Origin of the sequence: Corynebacterium ihumii (assembly GCF_028609825.1) — a bacterium.
Taxonomy (GTDB): Bacteria; Actinomycetota; Actinomycetes; order Mycobacteriales; family Mycobacteriaceae; genus Corynebacterium; species Corynebacterium afermentans.
In genome coordinates this window covers 1740575-1761301 of the sequence record NZ_CP063190.1, presented here as the reverse complement: position 1 = coordinate 1761301, position 20727 = coordinate 1740575, and the positions used below count along the sequence as shown (strand labels likewise).

Annotated in this window: 22 protein-coding genes and 1 pseudogene; 21 read left to right on the top strand and 2 right to left on the bottom strand. The window is 63.3% G+C overall.

Annotated features, from left to right (window positions below; genetic code table 11):
• Positions 1–158 precede the first annotated feature (158 nt).
• The 18 genes and pseudogenes from rplU to CIHUM_RS08460 all read left to right on the top strand — a co-directional run bounded on the left by rplU (position 159) and on the right by CIHUM_RS08460 (position 14072).
• Entirely contained in the window at positions 159–464 is a 306-nt protein-coding gene (gene rplU / locus CIHUM_RS08545; protein ID WP_034998209.1) for a 50S ribosomal protein L21, read from the top strand.
• A 20-nt stretch (positions 465–484) separates the two neighbouring features.
• Complete coding sequence (rpmA, locus tag CIHUM_RS08540) at positions 485–829, top strand: 50S ribosomal protein L27 (protein ID WP_034998211.1); 345 nt, start codon at positions 485–487, stop codon at positions 827–829.
• A 90-nt stretch (positions 830–919) separates the two neighbouring features.
• Positions 920–2425 carry a GTPase ObgE gene (gene obgE / locus CIHUM_RS08535; RefSeq protein WP_034998212.1) on the top strand — a complete coding sequence of 502 codons (1506 nt, stop codon included), beginning with the start codon at positions 920–922 and terminating at the stop codon, positions 2423–2425.
• A 21-nt stretch (positions 2426–2446) separates the two neighbouring features.
• A complete protein-coding gene (proB, locus tag CIHUM_RS08530) occupies positions 2447–3373 on the top strand; it encodes a glutamate 5-kinase (RefSeq protein ID WP_034998218.1) in 927 nt (308 codons plus the stop codon).
• Between the two features lie 18 nt (positions 3374–3391).
• Positions 3392–4300 carry a D-isomer specific 2-hydroxyacid dehydrogenase family protein gene (locus tag CIHUM_RS08525; protein ID WP_034998220.1) on the top strand — a complete coding sequence of 303 codons (909 nt, stop codon included), beginning with the start codon at positions 3392–3394 and terminating at the stop codon, positions 4298–4300.
• A 119-nt stretch (positions 4301–4419) separates the two neighbouring features.
• Positions 4420–4971, top strand: a pseudogene (locus CIHUM_RS08520) (aldehyde dehydrogenase family protein); the annotation flags it as partial.
• A gap of 9 nt (positions 4972–4980) precedes the next feature.
• The gene (locus tag CIHUM_RS08515) at positions 4981–5916 is read left to right on the top strand and encodes a cutinase family protein (RefSeq protein ID WP_101494230.1); all 936 of its coding nucleotides are present in this window, start codon (positions 4981–4983) and stop codon (positions 5914–5916) included.
• The gene (locus CIHUM_RS08510) at positions 5916–6314 is read left to right on the top strand and encodes a hypothetical protein (RefSeq protein WP_034998222.1); all 399 of its coding nucleotides are present in this window, start codon (positions 5916–5918) and stop codon (positions 6312–6314) included. The genes CIHUM_RS08515 and CIHUM_RS08510 overlap by 1 nt, the downstream gene beginning before the upstream one ends.
• A gap of 6 nt (positions 6315–6320) precedes the next feature.
• Positions 6321–6941, top strand: coding sequence for a nicotinate-nucleotide adenylyltransferase (gene nadD / locus CIHUM_RS08505; RefSeq protein ID WP_051106322.1), 621 nt, complete (start codon positions 6321–6323; stop codon positions 6939–6941).
• A gap of 65 nt (positions 6942–7006) precedes the next feature.
• Entirely contained in the window at positions 7007–7480 is a 474-nt protein-coding gene (gene rsfS / locus CIHUM_RS08500; RefSeq protein WP_034998223.1) for a ribosome silencing factor, read from the top strand.
• A gap of 3 nt (positions 7481–7483) precedes the next feature.
• Positions 7484–8116 (top strand): histidine phosphatase family protein, encoded by a 633-nt coding sequence (locus CIHUM_RS08495; RefSeq protein WP_034998225.1) that lies wholly within the window; start codon positions 7484–7486, stop codon positions 8114–8116.
• Positions 8117–8917 (top strand): DegV family protein, encoded by an 801-nt coding sequence (locus tag CIHUM_RS08490; RefSeq protein ID WP_034998226.1) that lies wholly within the window; start codon positions 8117–8119, stop codon positions 8915–8917.
• A 102-nt stretch (positions 8918–9019) separates the two neighbouring features.
• A complete protein-coding gene (locus CIHUM_RS08485) occupies positions 9020–9667 on the top strand; it encodes a ComEA family DNA-binding protein (protein ID WP_034998228.1) in 648 nt (215 codons plus the stop codon).
• A 3-nt stretch (positions 9668–9670) separates the two neighbouring features.
• Positions 9671–10327 (top strand): hypothetical protein, encoded by a 657-nt coding sequence (locus CIHUM_RS08480; protein ID WP_034999136.1) that lies wholly within the window; start codon positions 9671–9673, stop codon positions 10325–10327.
• A 16-nt stretch (positions 10328–10343) separates the two neighbouring features.
• Positions 10344–10832: a recombinase family protein gene (locus CIHUM_RS08475; RefSeq protein ID WP_158293365.1), complete on the top strand. Its 489-nt coding sequence runs from the start codon at positions 10344–10346 to the stop codon at positions 10830–10832.
• Between the two features lie 94 nt (positions 10833–10926).
• Entirely contained in the window at positions 10927–12177 is a 1251-nt protein-coding gene (locus tag CIHUM_RS08470; RefSeq protein ID WP_187370376.1) for an IS256 family transposase, read from the top strand.
• A 100-nt stretch (positions 12178–12277) separates the two neighbouring features.
• Positions 12278–13303 carry a recombinase family protein gene (locus CIHUM_RS08465; protein WP_034998233.1) on the top strand — a complete coding sequence of 342 codons (1026 nt, stop codon included), beginning with the start codon at positions 12278–12280 and terminating at the stop codon, positions 13301–13303.
• A gap of 175 nt (positions 13304–13478) precedes the next feature.
• Positions 13479–14072 (top strand): recombinase family protein, encoded by a 594-nt coding sequence (locus tag CIHUM_RS08460; RefSeq protein ID WP_034998234.1) that lies wholly within the window; start codon positions 13479–13481, stop codon positions 14070–14072.
• A gap of 209 nt (positions 14073–14281) precedes the next feature.
• On the opposite strand, the gene CIHUM_RS08455 is transcribed toward CIHUM_RS08460, so the two are convergent.
• Complete coding sequence (locus CIHUM_RS08455; RefSeq protein WP_034998236.1) at positions 14282–14707, bottom strand: hypothetical protein; 426 nt, start codon at positions 14705–14707, stop codon at positions 14282–14284.
• Positions 14708–14823: 116 nt separating this feature from the next.
• Here CIHUM_RS08455 and CIHUM_RS08450 point away from each other — a divergent pair, with 116 nt between their 5' ends.
• The 3 genes from CIHUM_RS08450 (at position 14824) to CIHUM_RS08440 (ending at position 17805) form a co-directional block, all read left to right on the top strand.
• Positions 14824–15882 carry a DUF4192 domain-containing protein gene (locus tag CIHUM_RS08450; protein ID WP_034998239.1) on the top strand — a complete coding sequence of 353 codons (1059 nt, stop codon included), beginning with the start codon at positions 14824–14826 and terminating at the stop codon, positions 15880–15882.
• Positions 15879–17048, top strand: a complete 1170-nt coding sequence (locus tag CIHUM_RS08445) for a DUF4192 family protein (protein WP_081634397.1) — start codon at positions 15879–15881, stop codon at positions 17046–17048. Before CIHUM_RS08450 ends, CIHUM_RS08445 begins: the two co-directional genes overlap by 4 nt.
• A gap of 193 nt (positions 17049–17241) precedes the next feature.
• Entirely contained in the window at positions 17242–17805 is a 564-nt protein-coding gene (locus tag CIHUM_RS08440) for an antirestriction protein ArdA (protein ID WP_034998243.1), read from the top strand.
• A 51-nt stretch (positions 17806–17856) separates the two neighbouring features.
• Here CIHUM_RS08440 and CIHUM_RS08435 read toward each other — a convergent pair whose 3' ends face one another.
• On the bottom strand, positions 17857–20724 hold the full coding sequence (locus CIHUM_RS08435) for a DNA methyltransferase (protein WP_051106323.1): 2868 nt from the start codon (positions 20722–20724) through the stop codon (positions 17857–17859).
• Positions 20725–20727 lie beyond the last annotated feature (3 nt).

The window sequence follows — 20727 nt, the reverse complement described above, 5'->3', positions numbered from 1 at the left end:
GGTGTAGTCTTGCCGAGTCGCTGTTTCGGGGCGTGCCGCCTCGTTGCCTACGCATGCGGGCACGGCAGGCCACAATAGGCCCCGAAGCGCTCAAACTGTTCCATTTCCGCCCCCGAGCATGCAGGGGGCGGGCGAGTAGAGATAAGGGGTAACCCTCTATGTACGCGATCGTCAAGACCGGCGGCAAGCAGTACAAGGTTGCCGAGGGCGACCTCGTCAAGGTCGAGAAGCTTGAGGGTGAAGCAGGCGACAAGGTCGAACTCACCCCGATCCTTCTCGTAGATGGCGCAGACGTCACCTCCGGTGCCGACGCACTGTCCAAGGTCAACGTGACCGCAGAGATCGTCGAGCACGGCAAGGGCAAGAAGGTCAACATTCTGAAGTACAAGAACAAGACCGGCTACAAGGTCCGCCAGGGCCACCGCCAGCCGCAGACCACCGTCAAGATCACCGGCATTAAGTAACCACTAGGAGAAATTGAACAATGGCAACCAAGAAGGGTGCATCCAGCTCCTCGAACGGTCGTGACTCTGAGTCCAAGCGCCTCGGTGTGAAGCGCTTCGGTGGCCAGCAGGTCAAGGCCGGCGAGATCCTCGTCCGTCAGCGCGGCACCAAGTTCCACCCGGGCGACAACGTCGGCCGCGGCGGCGACGACACGCTGTTCGCACTGACCGCAGGCTCCGTCCAGTTCGGCATCAAGCGCAAGCGCCGCATCGTCAACATCGTCCCGGCCGACGGCCAGGGTGTTGCTTCCGAGGTCCTCGAGCAGGCTGAGGCAGCAGGCGTTGTCGACGAAGGCACCGCCGACGAGGCAACCGCCACCGCGTAACCGCGAAGCGTAGGCGCCGCCGGTCCATTCGGGCCGACGGCGCTTTTTGCTTATCATCGTCCGTGTCCTAAAGAAAGGCGGCAAACCACCATGGCCCAATTCGTTGATCGCGCAACCCTGCACCTGCAAGCAGGCGACGGCGGCCACGGCTGCACGTCCGTCCACCGCGAAAAGTTCAAGCCGCTCGGCGGTCCGGACGGAGGCAACGGCGGCCACGGCGGCGACATCATCCTCGAGGTATCCACCCAGGTGCACACGCTGCTGGACTTCCAGTACCGCCCGCACATCAAGGCGCAACGCGGCGCGAACGGCGCGGGCGATTGTCGCAACGGCGCGCGCGGCGAGGACCTCGTGCTGCAGGTGCCGGTGGGCACGGTGGTGCGCAGCGAGGACGGCGACGTGCTCGCGGACCTGACCGTGCCGGGCACCCGCTTCATCGCCGCGGAGGGCGGCTTCGGAGGCTTGGGCAACGCAGCCTTGGCGACGGCGAAGCGCAAAGCCCCCGGTTTCTCGCTGAAAGGCGAACCAGGCGAGGCGCACGACCTGATCCTGGAGCTGAAGTCGATGGCGGATGTGGGCCTGGTCGGGTTTCCGTCGGCAGGCAAATCCTCGCTTATTTCTGTGCTGTCCGCCGCAAAGCCGAAGATCGCGGACTACCCGTTTACCACGCTCGCGCCGAACCTGGGTGTGGTCAACGTCGGCCACGACACCTTCACCATCGCGGACGTGCCCGGCCTGATCCCGGGCGCAAGCGAGGGCAAGGGACTCGGCCTGGACTTTTTGCGACACATTGAGCGCACCGCGGTGCTGGCGCACATCGTGGACGTGGCCACGATGGAACCGGGCCGCGACCCGATCTCCGATATCGAGGCCCTCGAACACGAGCTGGACACCTACGCCGACGCCCTCGACATGGACTCCGGCCTGGGTGACCTGCGCGAGCGCCCTCGCCTCGTGGTGCTGAACAAGATGGACATCCCGGAGGCCAAGGAGCTCGCCGAGTTTCTCCGTGCGGACATCGAGGAGAAGTTCGGCTGGCCGGTGTACATGATCTCCACCGCCACCCGAGAGGGGCTGGACGAGCTGAAGTGGGCAATGTGGGACATCGTCAAGCGCACCCGCAAAAAGCGTCGCACCATGCCTATCGACGAACCACAGGTCATCCGCCCCAAAGCCCTCAGCCGACGCGGCGAGGACGGCGGCGTGGAGGTCGTGCGCGACCCCATGTACCCGGAAGGCTGGCTGGTCACCGGCGAAAAGGTGGAGCGCTGGGTGCGCCAGACGGACTTCGAAAACGACGAGGCCGTCGGCTACCTGTCGGACCGCCTGAACAAGGCAGGCGTGGAGGACATGCTGCGCAAGGCCGGCGCCCACGAGGGCGACACGGTCACCATCGGCGAGATTTCGTTCGACTGGGAGCCGACAATCGGCGGCGACCCGACGCTGGCCGGCCGCGGCCAGGACGCCCGCCTGGGCGGCACGGACCGCACGTCCGCCGCCGAGCGCAAGCGTGCGTCCCAGGCCCGCCGCGGCCTGATCGACGAGTACGACTACGGCACCGGCGAAGAAGCCGACCGCGAGCGCTGGCAGGGCTAGGGCCGCGTAGACTCCAAACGCATGACTTCCCTCCGCGAAGAGATCGCCGCCACCCGCCGCATTGTGGTCAAGCTGGGCACAAGTTCCCTGGTCAACGCCTCAGGCGAGCTGGATCCGGCGAAGATCGACCGCATCGTGGACGCTATCGAACACCGCATCGCGCGCGGTTCCGAAGTGGTCGTGGTGTCCTCGGGTGCGATCGCGGCGGGCATGGGGCCGCTGGGGTTAAAGGCGCGCCCGCGCGATCTGGCCACCAAGCAGGCGGCCGCGTCGGTGGGGCAGATCCACCTCGCGCAGGTGTGGGGCGCCTCCTTTGCGCGCTACGGCAGGACGGTTGGCCAGGTGCTGCTCACGCAGAGCGATGCTGGGTCCCGCGAGCGCGCCCGCAACGCGCAGCGCACGATCGACCGGCTGCGGCAGATGGGCGCGGTGCCGATCGTCAACGAGAACGACACCGTGGCCACCTCCGAGATGCGCTTCGGCGACAACGACCGCCTCTCCGCCATCGTGGCCACCCTGGTGTCCGCGGACGCGCTCGTGCTGCTGTCGGACGTGGACGGCCTCTACAACAAAAACCCCGCCGATCCAGGGGCGAAGCTTCTCGACGAAGTCCGTTCCGGCAACGACCTCACCGACGTCGAAGCCGGCGACGGGGGCGTCTTCGGCACCGGCGGCATGGCGGCGAAGGTCTCGGCCGCGCGCCTCGCCACCCGCGGCGGCACCAGCCTGCTCGCGGTGGGCATCACCGGCATCGAGGGCGAATTCCACGCCGGCGACATCGTGGAAATCCTGGGCCCGGATTCTGAAGCCGTGGGCCGCGGCGAGGTCGCCTACGACGCCGCGGAGCTTGCCGCGATGTGTGGTCGCCACTCCGACGAGCTGCCCACCCACCAGCGCAGGGCCGTGGTGCACGCGGATTACCTGTCCAACTACGCCTCGCGCCTGTAGTAGCTAGTCTGGGCGGGCATGAAGTTCACGTTTTTGCCCAAGCCCAAAGACGAGCCGATTGCCGCGCTGGAGGCGGAGGGCCACCAGCATGTGGCCCTCGAGGACAACCCGGACATGATCCTCTTCGGCGGCGGCCCGGGCGACTTCCCGGACCAGCTGCCCGATTCCGTCAAGGTCGTGCAGATCCAGTACGCGGGCGTGGAGAACCTGCAGGATGTCTTTGCCAAGCACGCGGCAAACGGCGTGCGTTTCGCCAACGCCGGCGGGCTGTACGACGACACCGTCGCCGAGTCCACCCTCGCGCTGCTGCTCGCGGTGGAGCACCGCATGAAGGCCGTGGACCGCGAGTGGAACAATACGCAGCTGTTCAAGGAGAAGCAGTACCTCTTCGACAACAAGAAGCTCGCGATCATCGGTGCAGGCGGCATCGGCAAAACGCTGATCCGGTTCCTTGAGCCCTTCGGCATGGAGATCACTGCGGTGAACCGCTCCGGCAACCCCGTCGAGGGCGCAGACCATACCGTGACGCTTTCCGACGATGTCTGGGCCAACCACGACTACTTCGTCCTCATCGCCCCGCTCACCGAGGAAACCCGCCACATGGTCAACGCGGAGACCATCGGGAAAATGCCTGATAGCGCGGTGGTGGTCAATGTGGGGCGCGGGCCGCTCGTCGATACGCAGGCGCTCACGCAGGCACTTGCCGACGGCCACCTGCGCGGCGCCGGCCTGGATGTCACCGAGCCCGAGCCGCTGCCCGCCGACCACGATCTGTGGGGCCTGGACAACTGCGTGATCACCCCACACGTAGCCAACATCCCGCGGTTTATGGAGCGCCGCATCGGCGGGCTGGCCGCGAAGAACTGGGAGCTGTACGCCGCGGGCGAGAAGATGGCCACTGAAGTGGACGTCGACGCGGGGTACTAGCATGCAGACTGACCAGCAAAGACAGGCCGAGCGCGAGGAGGTGCTCACGAAGGCGCGCCGCGCGAAAGAGGTAGCGCCGGTGATCGCGGCGCTGCCCACACCGGCAAAAGACGAGGTGCTCGTCTGCGGACCTGGACAAGGCCATCGCGATGCTCATCAACGGCAAGACGCGCCGGGTCAGCGTGTGCAACGCCAAGGAAACGGTGCTGATAGACGCCCACCTCGCAGACGAGGACAAACGCGCGGTCATCGCTGCGTTGCAGGCGGCGGGGGTTGAGGTGCACGGAGACGTCGAGAAGCACGCCGCGTTCAGTGCGGATGTTGTGCCTGCAACGGAGGCTGATTTCGCCGAGGAGTACCTCAGCATGGACATCGCAAGCGCCGTCGTGGACGGCGTCGAAGGCGCGATCGCCCACATCGTGCGCTACTCCAGCGGCCACACCGAGGCAATTGCGGCCCAAGACGCCAATGCTTTACGACGATTCGCTGACGCCGTCGACGCCGCAGCAGTCGTACTCAACGCATCGACCGCCTTCACGGACGGGGAGCAGTACGGCATGGGGGCCGAAATCGGCATCTCCACCCAGAAACTGCACGCCCGCGGGCCGATGGCGCTGCCGGAGCTGACCACCACCAAATGGATCCTGGAAGGTGCAGGCCAGGTGCGCTAGTCTATCCGCGTGAAAAAATCCCGTTCCTCCTGGCGGGCCCGTATCGGCCTGTTCGCCACCGCTGTCGCCACCGCCGTGACAGCCACCGTTTCCCCCGTCGCGCCCGTTCTGGAGGCCGACGCGCAAACCCGCTGCCCGGCCGTCGCGGTCATCGCCGCCCGCGGCTCCGGCCAAAACAACCAGATCTACCCCACGCGCTACTCGGGCGGGGCGGCCTGGACCTCCAACGGCTGGGAGGCGGAGACCATCCGTGCCTTCCTGCAGCATGCGGAGCGCCGCTACGTGGCCACCCACGGCGGTAATTCCCTGATGAAGGACGTCGAAGTCATCGGCCTGGAGCCGCGCTACTACCCGGCAACATTCCCGGAGTACGACGTGCCCGAGGTCGCCGTGCCGTCGACGTTTTTGCAGGCGCTCGGTCTCGCCTTCCAGTGGGCCAGCCCGATGTTCATGATGGCGCGCACCGCCGCGAACCAGTTCCTGGACTCGGTGAAGATCGGCCGCGGTGGTGTGATGCAGATGGTCAATGACTACGAGCGCACCACCGGCTGCCGCCCGAAGTACATCCTGTCCGGCTACTCGCAGGGCGCGATGATCCTGCTCGAGCACGAGCGTGAACTGGCCCGCCGCGGCCAGCTCGCCGGCGTGGTCTACTTCGGCAACCCGAACACTGCCCGAGGCGACTGGTCCACCGTGGGCGTGCGCGGCGGCGCAGGCGGCATCCTCGGCGCGCTGCCGTTTAACACCAAGACCGCGGCCGCGACCCGCAACCGCGTGAACTACTGCCTGCCGCTGGACGCCGTGTGCGACCTGTCGCGCCAGACCCTGGAAGCCTCGCGCCCCACCGGCGGCAACCACGCCCGCTACTTCCGCTGGCACTCCCGCTGGGACAATCAGGTCTCCGACTCGTTCGGCCGGTTCGTGGATCAGGTACGGTACCGCTAATGAGACGTCGTATCCGTTCCGCTGCCGCCGCGACCGCCTGCGCCGTTGCGCTTACCGCCGTGCCGGCGGGCGCGGAAACCATCACGCGCGACACCGAGGAGCGCGTGACGGTAGAAAAAACCTGCAAGATGAAGGTGGATGAGAAGGGCAACCCGATCATCGACGCAGACGGCAACCCGATTCCCGTCACCGACAAGGACGGAAAACAGGTGTGCGAGGAGAAGAAGGTCGCCGGCGGCTCCAGCAGCAGCGCCAGCAAGTGGGCGGACGACACCACTGATGAGCTGCGCATCGGCGCCATCGTCGGCGTAGTTGGCGCGCTGCTCGCGCTGGTGCTCGGCGGCGGTTTGCTGTTCATCGAGTCCGTGGACATCCAGATGCTGCCGCCCGCGAGGTAGACGCGCATGACTGAGCACTACGCCGCCTCCCTGGACGAGGCGCGGCGCATCGGGGTGATGGGCGGCACGTTCGACCCCATCCACCACGGCCACCTAGTTGCCGCGAGCGAGGTGGCGGACCGGTTCAACCTGGACGAAGTCATCTTCGTGCCCACCGGCCAACCCTGGCAGAAGGCGGGTAAGACCATCAGCCCGGCGGAGGACCGCTACCTGATGACGGTGATCGCCACCGCCTCCAACCCGCGCTTTTCCGTCTCCAGGGTGGACATTGACCGAGACGGTCCGACCTACACCATCGACACCCTGCGGGATCTGCGCCAGCAGTTCCCGGACGAAGCGTTGTACTTCATCACCGGCGCCGACGCGCTGGCCTCCATCATGTCCTGGCACGACTGGGAGGAGATGTTCCAGCTCGCCGAGTTCGTCGGCGTGACCCGCCCGGGCTACGACCTGCGCGAAGACATGCTGCCGACGGACATCCAAAAGCGCGTGCACCTGGTGGAAATTCCGGCGATGGCGATCTCGTCCACAGACTGCCGCGCGCGTGCCGCCGAGGGGCGGCCCGTGTGGTACCTGGTGCCGGACGGGGTGGTGCAGTACATCGCAAAAAACGCCCTGTACGCCTAAGTAGCACTCTTAGGCCGTGTCGTGGGACAATGGCGGCGTCTGTCCAACCAACGAAGGGTTCCCACTTGACCGCTCCGCAGATCTCCATCGACCGGGCCAAGATTGCCGCGAAGGCGGCCGACGAGAAACTTGGCAAGAACATCGCTGTCATCGACGTGTCCAACGTTATGGCCATCACGGACGTGTTCGTGATCGTCTCCGCCGACAACGAGCGCCAGGTCGCCGCCATCGTCCAAGAGGTCGAAGGCGACCTGACGGACGCAGGCGTGGAGCCGAAGCGCCGCGAGGGCAACCGCGAAAACCGCTGGGTGCTTTTGGACTACGGCAACTTCGTCGTGCACATCCAGCGCGACGCCGAGCGCGAGTTCTACGGCCTGGACCGCCTGTACGCGGACTGCCCAGCCATCGAGGTCGAGGGCCTGGAGCCCTACGAACGCCCCGCCACCTTCGGCAACGAAGCCGAGATGCGCGAGGCACAGAACATCGAGGATCTGCCGCTGGCGGGCGAGGGCCCGGCAGCCGCCGACGACGAGTTCTAGGCCATGCAACGTCGTTTAATCCTGCTGCGCCACGGCGAAACGGACTACAACGCCACCTCTCGCATGCAGGGGCAGCTGGACACGACCCTGTCCGAGCGCGGCGTCAGCCAGGCGCACGCCGCGGCCCAAGAGCTGCGCGACCTGGGCATCTCGAAGATCATCTCTTCCGACCTTGTGCGCGCGAAAAACACTGCTGACGTGGTGGCGGCGGATTTGGGGTTGGCTGTAGACGTCGATAAGCGTCTGCGCGAGACGCACCTGGGCGACTGGCAAGGCAAAACCCACACCGAAGTGGACACCGAACACGAAGGCGCACGTGCGGTGTGGCGCACGGACGCGACATGGGCGCCCCCGCGCGGCGAAAGCCGCCTCGAGGTCGCTGCACGCGCGCAGGCCGTGGTGGACGAGCTGATGCGCGACTACGACGAGTGGGACAACTCCGCTGTGCTGCTGGTTTCCCACGGCGGCACCATCGCCGCGCTGACCGCGTCGCTGCTGGGCTTCGTGGTGGCGCAGTACCCGGCGATCAAGGGCTTGGGCAACGCGAACACGGCGCGGCTCGTGGCAATGCCGCGCCTGGACGAGCCGACGCAGACCCGCTGGTACCTCGAAGCTTGGAACCGGGGGCTGAACTAGATGGCGGTGCGCGTCGTGGTGGATTCTTCGGCGGGGCTGCCCGCTGAGGTCGTCCGTGAGCTGGACATCACCGTCGCCGACATGCACGTCATCGGCAGCGGTGAGGACAAGGGCACCTCTGGGGTGTCCTCTCTGGAGCTTGCGGCCTGCTACGCGCGCCAGCTGGAGCGTGGCGGCGATGACGGCGTGATCGCCCTGCACCTGTCTAAGTCGCTGTCGTCCACGTGGTCGGCGGCGGTGGCCGCGTCTGCGGTGTTTCCCGGCACGGTGAAAGTGGTGGAGACGGACGCCGCCGGGATGACTATCGGCGCGGCCGCCATGGCCGCCGCCACCGTGGCGCAGGAGGGTGGGGATCTGGCCGCGTGTGAGGAGATGGCAAAGTCCACACTCGCCCGCTCCGAGACGTGGGTGTACCTGCACCAGCTCGACGACCTGCGCAAGTCCGGCCGCCTGCCCACCGGCACCGCCGTGCTTTCCGCGGCGCTTCTGGCCAACAAGCCGATTTTGCGCATCCACGACGGCAAGCTGGAACTCGCCGGCAAAACCCGCACCCAGTCGAAGGCGTTTGCCAAGCTCACGGAGCTGGTGGTGGAGCGCGCTGGCGGCCAGCCGGTGTTCGCGGCGATCCAGCACGCGGACGCCGAGGAGGCCGCTGACCAGCTGGCGTCATCGCTTGAGGCCCAGCTGCCGGAAGGCTCGCGGGTGATGTGCGAGCCGCTTGTCGACGTCCTCGCGGTCCACACCGGACCCGGCGCCATCGGCCTGTCGGTTGTCTTTTCTTCTCGGGAATCTGCCCAGTAGGTGTGGATAACCCGCCCTAATCGGTGACGTTGCAACAACGTTATCCACAGGTTTTCGGTTGGGGGCTTCCGGCGCGTGGCTGCCGGGCTTAGCGTGCCGGGCATGAACGCCATCGACCGTCTCCAGGAGCTCACCCGGCCCACCGGGGAAGAGGACCTGCTTGCCGTGCGCTATCCCGCGCCGCGGGTGTCCGTGCCGGTGAAGCCGGCCGCCGCGGCGGTGGTCGCGCTGCTCGTTGCGGTGGGGGCATGGGCGGCGCTGCGCGGCGGGGGCGGGGAGGGTGATGAAGTTTCGTGGGAGCAGGTGGCGTCGCCGACCGAGGTCAGCGAGGTCGTCGTCGTGGCGGTGGTGGGGGAGGTGGCCAACCCGGGGCTGATGACGCTGAACGAGGGCTCCCGCATCGCCGATGCCCTCCAGATCGCGCAGCCGCTGCCACACGCCGATTTGTTGGCGCACAACCAGGCACAACTGCTTGTGGACGGCCAGCAGATCCACGTCCAAGCCATCGGCGCCACACCCCCGGCCGGCGGCGCAACGGGAGCGGCGCCTGCAGAGTCCGGCACCGTGTCGCTGAACTCCGCCTCCGCCTCCGAGCTAACCGCGCTTCCCGGGGTGGGGGAGGCGACCGCGGCGTCGATCGTGGCCCACCGGGAGGCCAACGGGCCGTTTACCGCGGTGGAGCAGCTCACGGATGTCCGCGGCATCGGGCCTGCGAAGTTCGAAGCCATGCGCGACATGGTGGGGTTGTAAGCGGTGTCGGAGCTGCGGCTGGTGCCGGCGGCGCTGGCGGTGTGGGCCGCGGCGGCGTGCTGCATCCTCTTCGGGGTGTGGGCGGCGCTTCTCGTCGCTGGGGTCCTCACCGTATTTTGTCTGGCCGCGCGCGAGCCGGGCCAGGCTGTGCTCACCGCAGGCCTCGGCGCGGCGGGGGCGCTCACAGCTGCGGTGCGCACACGCGCAAGCGCCCCCGCCTCCGAGGTCGTGGGCACGATCAGCGGCACCCCGAAGCAGACGGACACAGGCGCCTACCTGGTGCGTGTGCGAGTGCCGGGCAAGCCGTCGACGACGCCGGTGTTCGCCGACGAGCTGCCCGACGGGGCAGTCGCCGGCGCGCACGTGGTGTGCCGCGGCGTGTCCAAGGAGTCCGGCGTGCCGGGTGTGAACCCTTTCGTGCTCGACGGCCACGTCGAAGTCCTCGGCCCGCCTGAGGGCTTGGCGGCGTTCGCGCACCACGTGCGCTCCACGTTCGCCGCAGCGGTGGAGGCGCAGGTGGGCGAAGGTGCGCGCGGCCTCATTCCGGGCATGGTGCTTGGCGACGTCTCCCTGCAACCCGCCGCCGAACAACAGACGTATATCGACACGGGCCTATCCCATTTGTCGGCGGTGTCTGGAGTCATTGTGCGCAGCCAATAGGCGTATAGTGAGGAGTGTGCGAACCCCACCAACTGCTTTGATTTACGCCCGCGTGTCTAAGGACGCTGATAACACGTCGAAGTCCATCACCCAACAGGTAGATGAACTGACAGCGTGGGCAGAGCGAGAAGGCTGGCAGGTGAAGAAAATCCTGCGTGAGACAGCATCAGCCTCCCGCTATGCTGCCCACGATCGGCCTGAATTTAACCGCGCGCTCGACCTTCTCGACACGGGTGACTATGACCTGTTCCTCACTTGGGAGCATTCGCGTGCTCTACGTAAACTCGACACCTTGGTACGGTTTCGTAACGTCTGCTGTGACAAGGGCGTGCTTTGGGGATACCAAGGCAAACTGCATGACTTCAGAAACAGCGGCGACGCACTGATCACCGGCATGCAAACCCTGCTCAGCGAAGATGAGGTGGCCAGGACCTCCATGCGCATCCAGCGCGATGTCGCTGCCAGAGCACGTGAAGGTGCGGTTGCGTCCCTTAGTGTGGTGTAACGCTTGCTGATGGTGGGCCCTGGGAAATACAGGGGCGGCCATCGTCAGTAACCTTTCGACTCAACTACCACATCTCACCGAAAGGCACATGACGATGACCGCTGCACCGCATTCTATCGACCCGACAACCTATCTGGATGATCTGCTCGCTCAAGCCTCCCCGGATCTGATGCGCCAGATGCTGCAAGGGTTTATCAACCAGATCCTCTCCGCCCAGGCCGACACCGTCTGCGGCGCCGAATACGGCGTTGCTTCCACCGAGCGGGTCAACCACCGCAACGGGTACCGCCACCGCGACCTCGACACCCGAGTCGGCACCATCGATGTCGCGGTGCCGAAGCTGCGCCACGGCGCGTTCTTCCCGGACTGGCTGCTAGAGCGCCGCTCACGAGCCGAACGGGCACTATCGACTGTGATTGCCACATGCTACCTCAAAGGGGTCTCCACCCGCCGAATGAACGATCTGGTGGCAACCCTTGGGATTTCTCACCTGTCGAAATCGCAAGTCTCGCGCATGTCGGAAGAACTCGACGAGATGGTCGCAGACTTCAGAAACCGCCCACTGGATCCCGGCGGGTACTCCTACCTGTCGTGCGACGCGTTGACGATCAAAGTGCGCGAAGGCGGCCGGGTGGTCAAATGCTCCGTGCTGCTTGCCACCGGTGTCAACGCCGACGGGTACCGCGAAATGCTCGGCATGCACGTTGCCACTGCGGAATCCAACGCGTCGTGGAAAGGCTTCTTCCAAGACTTAAAAGCCCGCGGGCTTCGCGGTGTCTTCCTTATCACCAGTGATGCTCATGAGGGCATCCAGCACGCGATATCTGAAGTGCTGCCTGACGCGTCCTGGCAGCGGTGTCGCACCCATTTCGCGAAAAACCTTTACGAAAAGGTGCCGAAAACCCAGTGGCCGATGGTCTCGGCGATGTTCCAGACGATCTTCCAGCAACCCGACGCCCAATCCACCTGGGGACAAGCCCGCGAAGTCGTTGACCTGTTGGAGCCGAAGTTCCCCCAGGTTGCGGCGTATCTGGAGGAATCACTCGATGAGGTGCTGGCGTTTACCGCAGCGCCGAAACCGGTCTGGACGAAGGTGTGGTCAAACAACCCCACCGAGCGGTTAAACCGGGAGATCCGCCGGCGCACCGACGTCGTGGGTATCTTCCCGAACCGCGAATCGATCATCCGGCTTGTCGGCGCCGTCCTTGCCGAGCAACACGACGATTGGATCCAACAAAAACGCTACATGTCACTATCTGCACTCGAGCACACCAAACACCTCATGCACCAACCCAACCCCCACACAGGAGATGATCATGGTGACCACCACCAGCTAACCGCCTAACAACCCCCCAACTTCATACCGAGCCGAAAGCACAAACGGCTACACCACTACACGGGACTTGACCGAAGGTGCCCCACACGGTAAGAATCTCTACGGCTACATGCGAATCTACGACCCGAAGACGGGCCAGCGAACCGACATCGTTGAAGAGCCACAGCAGGCAGCAATCGTGCGTGAAATCTTCACTCGTGTCGCAGACGCCGAACCGATCAACGCTATCGCCAAGGACTTCAACATACGCGGCATTCCGACACGCAGGCCCGTTATCAACCCCGAGCGTGAAGGCCAGGGGTGGATTTCCCAATCCATCAAGCAAGTGGTGACCAACAAGTCCTATATCGGCATCCGCGTCCATAAGGGGGCCGAATCCCCCGCGCAGTGGCCAGCTTTGGTGGACCAGGAACTTTTCGATGCAGCCAACGCCATCCTTGCAGACCCCCGACGCGACACGCGCAAAGCGAAGGCAGATTTCGAGGCAAAGCATCTGCTCTCCGGCATCGCGAGGTGCGCTATCTGCGGAGCAAAAATGGGTACAGCGAAGCAGAATGCAGGCCGCAAGCGCGTCGATAAAGACACCGGCGAAGTCTTGCCACGCCAGACGTATCGCTCGTACCTGTGCCAGGGGCTAGGCCCTGCAAGCACAGGCCCGCGTTTCCACGTCAGCATGAAGGAGGTCAGCCTCGACACGCTGGTGGAAGCAGCCGTGATCGCCCGGCTTTCTCGGCCTGACTTTCTCGCCACCCTGGATGAGGGAGGTGAAGATGACGTGGCAGACCGTCGAGCAGCCATCCACACCGAAATCGAGAAGCTGGAGAGCTACCTAGAGGCCGTTCGCCAACGTGCTGCCCAGGAGCTTGACATGAACCTGCTTTTCGACCAGGAACGGCGCATCAAGCCCAAGCTTGAGCGTCTGCAGGCGGAACTGACCTCGCTGGTGGAGATTGATCCACTCGTTGTGGAGCTTGCTGCTGAAAACGATGTCGCTGCCAGGTGGGAGGCATTGCCGTTGGAGACTAAGCGACAAGTGATCAGAGAACTGATGGATGTGCGAGTCGCAAAGCCCACGCTGCCAAAAGGCTCAACCGCACTCGACATGGGCCGCGTGCAAATCACCTGGTTGCACTGAGCTGACGGTGCAGTGCCGAAATCTCACCTGTAAAAGCGTCCGTTGGGGTACTCCCAGCGGACGCTTTTTCATCCCGCCATCACCGCATTTCAAATATGTCCGTTAGGGCCCTTTTCAATTGTTTTACAATTCGGTAACATTGGGTCTATAACCCTAGTGATACAAAGGAGCGGCAATGTCGAGCGGTAAGCGAGTTGGCTACGTTAGAGTTTCCACCAACGACCAGAGGGTGGACCGTCAAAAGGCGGCTATTGGTGATGTGGACGAGTGGTACGAGGATCAGTGCTCAGGAAAAGATCGACATCGTCCAGAACTAGAGGCGTGCCTTCGGTATCTACGAAACGACGACACCTTGGTTGTAGCCTCCGCAGATCGTCTTGCCCGCAATCTCATCGACCTTTGTCAGATAGTCGAAGAGCTCACTTCTCGTAAAGTGACTGTCGAGTTTGTGAAGGAGAACATGACCTTCCTTCCTGACAAAGACGATCCGAGAGCGAAGTTGTATCTGCACATGCTCGCCGCGATGGCAGAGTTCGAGCGTGCCCTGATCCGCGAACGTCAAGCTGAGGGCATCGCCCTGGCAAAGGCGCAGGGTAAGTACAAGGGGCGTGCCCCGGCACTGACGCTTGAGCAGAAGCGCGAGGTGCGGGCACGATACGCCGAGGGGGTCAGAGTTGCCTCCATCGCCAGAGAATTCGGTGTCAGCCGCCCGACGGTGTACCGCGCGTTGAACGAAGGTGCGGAAGAAGCGTCAGTGACTACCGCATGACCTGCCGCCTGAAACCACGGCTGCGCGGGCCAGCGTCTGCCACGGTGGAACCGGGCTTGTCACCTGCTGGCCCGCGCCCAGATTGGTGCTGCAGGGGAGCGATGGCAGGAGGGCGAAATGATGAATAAAAATGGGCCTTTATGTATATATAGGACAAAATGTAACAAGACTCCGCCTATGTGTTCGGCGGGGTCTTCGGGGGAGTAAGCCTATTTTTCGTCGTTGGCTTTGCGCTCTTGTGCCTTAGCGTTTTCCCTGCGTTTTTCTGCACCCCGCTTACGTGCTGCTGAGCGCGCGGCGGATTCCGCGTTGTACTCGCGCAGTGACTCCAGCACGTTGGTGTACTTTGCGCTGTTCTTGGACTTGTCCCACTCGTCCTGCAGCTGATTGATCTTGGTCATGGCGTCATCTCGAAATGTCTTAGCAGCAGCGAGATATTGTTCTTCATCGTCGTAGAGCGCATCCAACAACGTGTCAATGCTGTTGCGGTGTTCTTTCCACAAAGACGTGAACTCCGTCTTGCGCTCTGCGGTGACATTGCTGCGTGACTTTTCCTCTGCCTGCAACGCTTTGCGCATCTTCGCGAGCTCTTCATGGCTCATTTCGCCGAAGTCCAAGTCATCAAAGTTGATCATGGTTGCACTGTAAACCAGTTTCCGTGCTGTTGTGCACATATCCGCACCAAAAGGTGCGGACGAGTGCGGGCGTGGCTGATGTAAGCCAACCCCCGACACTCGTGTTAGGAGACATCATGGAGCAGCAACCTATTTCGACCCCCGGCGATGTGATCGCCTTAATCCCCGGCTTACTCGGGTTCTACCCACAAGAATCGCTGGTAGTGCTGTGCTTCAACCGCGACGGCGGCTATGTGGCAACCGGCCCTGCAATGCGCCTTGACCTCGACCAGGTCACAGAGGACGCATTCGGTGAGCGCTTTGCACGCATCACCGGCGACTACAACGTGGTGCTCGGCGTCATCATCACCCGCCACCGCCACCACCCGGTCGTGCTCAACGTACTGGATCACCTGTACGTCGCCTACGTTGATGAGCTCATCGACGCCATCTGGTCTGTGCCCGATGTTGCCGAAGGCGAGCGCTACCACCTTGAGTACGGCCAGCAGCCGTCGATGGTGGATGACCCGCGCTTTTATGAAGGCGACGTCGCAAGCATCATGGCCTCGCCTGCGATGGCGCAGCTTGCGCAACACGGCGTGCTGCCGGAGCTGAGCCGCGATGACATGATGGGCTACTTTGCACTCGCCACGCACCGCGCATCGAGCTACGACCAGGTTGCAGCCGACGCGAAGCTGCACGGCAGCGAGGTGCTTCACGCCTGGGCAAATGGTATCCACGACCCTGCCCGCGCGCTGGTGGCACAGGCGATGCTCACCATCGAAACAGCGCAGCCTGCAATGGTTGTGCCCGCGCAGATCCCCGATCCGCTGGTGCTACTCGACACCGACGAGCTGACCGCCTTTGTGGCGTGTCTGACCAGCAGCAAGCTGCGCGACGCGCTGATTACCGTCGTGCTCGACAACCCGCAGCGTGCAAGCCAGATCCTGCTTGCTGTCGCTACCTGCTTCGACGGCGTGGTGCGGGCCAACGCGCTGTGCCTGTGGTCCATGCTGGCCACCAACGAAGACTTGGCAGGGCTAGCGCGTGCCGCACTCGACGCTGCGGTGGACGCCGAGCCAGAGCATAGGCTGACGCGCCTGTTGGACAAGATTATGGCGCACGGGCTGAGCAGACAGCTGCTCGATAGCGCCGCTGACGGGGCGAATATGACCCTGCAGGAGCTTGGCCTATGAGCGGGCCCGCTGTACCGCAGCGGTTCTTCCCAGGCCGGATGATCGCACAGATCCCAGGCATGTTCGCCTATTTTCCACGCGATGCCTTAGTGCTGGTCGGCCTGGACTGGCTAGACGATGCGCTGCAACCCGTGGAGCTGGCCTATATCGGCCTAGAGCAGGTGTTGAGCCAAAACTGGCAGCACGCGATGTTTCGCGACCTGCGCAGGCTGCCTCACGTCTTCGCCGTGATCGTGACTCCGCACCGTGAGACGCAGCAGGTCGATGACATCACCGAACACGCATATGTGGCCCAAGTGCTGGGCACCAACCTCATCGAGGCGTGCTGGCACGTGGCAGACATCGCCCACCGCGAGCCATTCTCGCTGGTCTTCGCCACGCCAGGGCTATTGGGCTACGACGTGCGCAGACCGCCTGTGATGTTTGGTTCGGTAGCCGACCCGGAAGACAACGACCACATGCGTCTGCTACACAGCTGTGGCGTGCGCCCAGCGGCGAACCTTGCGACGTTTGCCGGCTACTGGGAGTACTCGGAGGACCTAGCAGCGCTGACAGGCGTGCACAGCAAAGCAGCCACACAAGAGTTCGCCACCGCCAACGCCGTGGTGGATGTGGCAACCAGCGCGCTGCGCAGGGCGCACCGGGCGCTGATGGACCTCAACGACGGCAACGCTGATCGCGCTGTCGATCTGGTCTACGCCGCCCGTGACGTGCTGCGCAGTGCTGTGGCCAGCGAGCTGATCGAGCCGACACACTCATGCCCGCAGATTGTGCTGGTCGATGACCCGCACGAGCTTGAAGTGCTCATCGCAGCACTGAGCGTGAGCAAGATCAGCGACTGCCTGATCACCGAAGCGCTCGACCACCCGCAGCAAACCGCAGGGCTGTTGATGCACGTCGCCAAGACCACACACGGCGAAGCACGAGCGCACGCCCTGGGCATGTGGGCGCTTATCGCGCTGCAGGAGGGTATTACCCCCTGGACGCTGCAGGCACTGCGCCAAGCAAGCGCTGAGATGCCCTCCTACACGCCTGCACGGGTCATTGGAGAGCTGTTGCGCCAAGGACGCAGCCACGAGGTCATCTCACGGGCTCACAGCGGCTCACAGCGCGCCTGGGCCGAGCTCTTGCTGCCACCAGATGCGATGCACTGGCGGCGCACATAGGAAACCCGCCCTGGGTTCACCAGGGCGGGCCCGCAGCCAGGGAGCGCTAGGCGCGAAGTTCTGGGGGGGGATGAACTTCATCGGGGGGTGCCACGCTGCCCGGGGAGGTCGTTGAGCAGGTCGCTCAACCCGGCTGCAGACATGAATGTACTTCAGAAACCACCTACCCGCACGACAACAGGAGAAAGACACTATGACCAGCAACAACACCAACCACCCGCAAGTCTGGGTGGGATGTTTAGCCTGCTACAACGACGGCCGCTTAGTCGGTGAATGGATCGACGCCGAAGACGCCGAAGACGTCACCATCGACGCCTTGCACGACTACCTACCGGCGACGCTGCGCACGCAGGTCGAGCGAGACAGCGCGCATGACGAGCTGTGGTGCTTCGACACCAACAACATGCCCAAAAGCGGCGAGATGCAGCCCATGGACGCTGCCATGTGGGGCAGGGCATACGTCGAACTCAGCGATGACTCGCTGTGGCCGGCCTATATGCGCTGGTGCTACGACGTACTCGATGCATCCGAGCCACCCGAGGTAGCACGCTTTAGACAGGCCTACCAGGGAGAATACGGCTCGTTTGCCGACTTTGGCCGGGAGCAGTACTGCGAGCTCAAGCCCACTGAGGGCATGACCGACGAGCAGGAGCGCTACTTCGACTACGAGCAGTGGCTGCGCGACCTGGAGATGGACTACCACGTGCTTCCCACCATGAAAGTGGGGAGCGTGTGGGTCTTCGACGCGAGCGTGTGATGCGCACATAAAACCCCGTGAGGTACGCCCTCACGGGGTTTTTGTTTTGCCTTACGCGTCTCGCGTCAGTGCTGCGTAGTTCTCGAACAACAGCTCCTGGCGCTGCCGCTCAGTAGTGAGCTTTCGCGGTGCACCAAACGCCTTGTCCACCTCGCGATCAAGAGCGTCATGCGCCTTGATCAACGCAGGGTCCATGGCTAGCGGGTTGTAGTGATCCGCAAGTGAGCGTTTTGGGTGCCGCTCACGCGCTTCAAGTACGCCCTTACCGGCCTTAATGATGCGCTCACGTTGGTCATCAGTCAGCGTCGGCACCGGGAAGGTGTACCAGGTCAGCGTGGACGCGAAACGTAGGTCTGACTTCAACCGACCACCGATTGTCTTCTGCCACGTCACGAACATTGATGAGCTCATCAGTGCGAACTGCAAGCCGGTTGGGTCAGCCGCCTGGAATGCGGAGTCACTTGCAATCACATCCGGCGAGAGCAGCGCGACTGTGAAGTAGCTACGGTTGCTGCTCACGACACGCGGAATGCACAGGTAGTCCGTTTCCATTTTGGCCCTCTGCCGGAAGAGATTCGGGTAGGCGGCAAAGTCACGCGTTGTTGCAGCCTTAGACGCAGCTCGAAATTCCCGAACAGCCTCCACGCGCTGCTTCAAGATCGGGGAGCGGCTCAGGTCCCCAGGGTCCATTCCATCCAGCCACAAACACCACCGATCTAAACCGCGGAGCAGTTCACGAGCGCCTACATACCGATGGACGTACTTTGCAGCCACTTCATCAGCCATGACGTCGGCGTACTCGTCAGCCTCGATGATCAAGTGACCGCCATCTGAGGCTTTAGAGCCATACAGTGTTGGCTGGACGTCAGTCGCAATGGGCTTCGATGCCTTCTCCACAAGGATGTTTGGGCCATCTACTAAATAGGCGTTAATCCGTTGCTCTACAGCAACAACCACCGGGTCTCCTGACAAGGACGGGTAGTCGAAGAGCTGGGGCTTCACAGCACGCTCGCGATCGAACCCCACAATTACGCAGTGCACAGCGGCTTTACCGGGAGCCTCCGAGTCCCACGCAAATGTGCGGTGGGCAAAACGGATGCGCCACCCATCAGAGAAGATCGGCCCAAACAGACGCGGCACTTGGTCACCCTGTGTAATCGAGTTTGTGGTTACAAACGCGAACGCGCCACGCCTGTGTTTGAACAGGTCAAGCGACTTTGCATGCCACCCGGTAACGAAGTCGAGGCGCGAGATGTCGGCAGTCTTCTTGCCCCACGCAGCCTTCAAATCAGCCTGTTGCTCCTTGGAGCGAGCGTCACCACGGAACGGCGGGTTGCCGAAGATGTACGTCATCGGCGCATCTGGCAGCGCCACAGCCCAGTCAAAGACCAGTGCATTGCCGTGGTGGATATGGGCCGAGATCGAAATAGGCAGGCGATCTGGCGCCATACCGATGCGCGCGGCTAGCTCCACGTTGGCCTGGTGGTCCACCAAGAACATCGCGGTCTCTGCGATACGTGCAGGCCACCAGTTCAGCTCGAAGCCGTGGAACTGGCCGATGGAGAGCTTCTGTTCGAGCGACACGTCCCAAACCATTGTCTCTTGGCCTTCGAGTTCACGGATCGCGACAATGACATCAGTCTCGATTTTGCGCAGCTCACGGTAGGCAACCACCAGGAAGTTGCCCGATCCACACGCCGGGTCGCAGAAGACGTAGGAGGCCAACCTGTCCTGGAAGGCACGCAGCTGCTTCACCCTTGCACTTGCAGTGCCTTTCAGGGCAATCAACCTGTCGGCCTCGGCGCGAAACTCGTCCAAGAACAACGGCTCAAGCACCTTGAGGATGTTCTTCTCGGACGTGTAGTGCTCGCCGTCTGAACGGCGGGCTTCCTTGGATTTCACCAGCTGGAACAGGGAGCCAAAGATTGCAGGTGAGATGCGCGACCAGTCAAAGTGCGTCGCCACGCACAACGCCTCGTACATCTGCTCATTGAAGAACTGCGTCGGCAGGGTGTCTTCAAACAGGTGACCGTTGACGTAGGGGAACTCGGCCAGCAGCGCAGACACATTGCGCCTGCGCTCAACAGGGGTGTTGAGCACTGCAAACAGTGCTTGCAGCTGAGCGCCTAAGTTGGCGGCGTTGCACTCTTCCTCGACAAAGCGGGTGAACATCCCCGCTTCAAACAGGCCAGCGTCCTCTGCGAACAGGCAAAACAGGATGCGCGACAGGAACGATGAGGTCTCGTAGACGGCTACGTCCTCGTCCTGCATCGTTGTGGGTGCCTCGTCACCAACTTCCTCATCCACCTCATCGCCCACCATGGCAGTGAACAGGTTCGTCATGAGTTTGGATGCCTGGACAGAGGCCTCTACCTGCTCTTGGTAGGTCACCGTGTCGTAGCCCGCCAAGAACTTCAGGTAGTCCACATGCTCAGGAAGCTCAGCCAGCGGGAACTCCACGTCGAACTTCTCGCCCGACAAGCGAATGACGCGCAGATACTCGAAGTTGTGGCACAGGATGTAGCGGGGCATCTCGCTTTGGGTGACAGAGCCGCCAGCGAGGTAATCGAGCACCTGGGTATACGCCTTCTCCAGCGGCACACCCGGGCTTTTGGCCTCACCGATGACCACTGAGGGTTGGAAGAGATCAATGCGCCCCAGACCACGGCTAGAGGCCTTCTGGGCGTATCTCTCGTAAATCGCAGTGACAGTGGCGTCGATGCCGAAGCACGAGTACAACTCCTGCCAGAACGGCTGCGCGTACTGCTGCTCGACATTGGCTTGCACCACATCCGTGTTCGAGAGGATCTCGTGCCAGCGGTGGGCAAAGCCCTGCAGGTTGGACTGAATCTGCGTGCGCGAAAGGCGCGTTTCACCCTGAGTTACCACCCAAGGGAGCTTAGTGGATTGTGCAGGCATTTT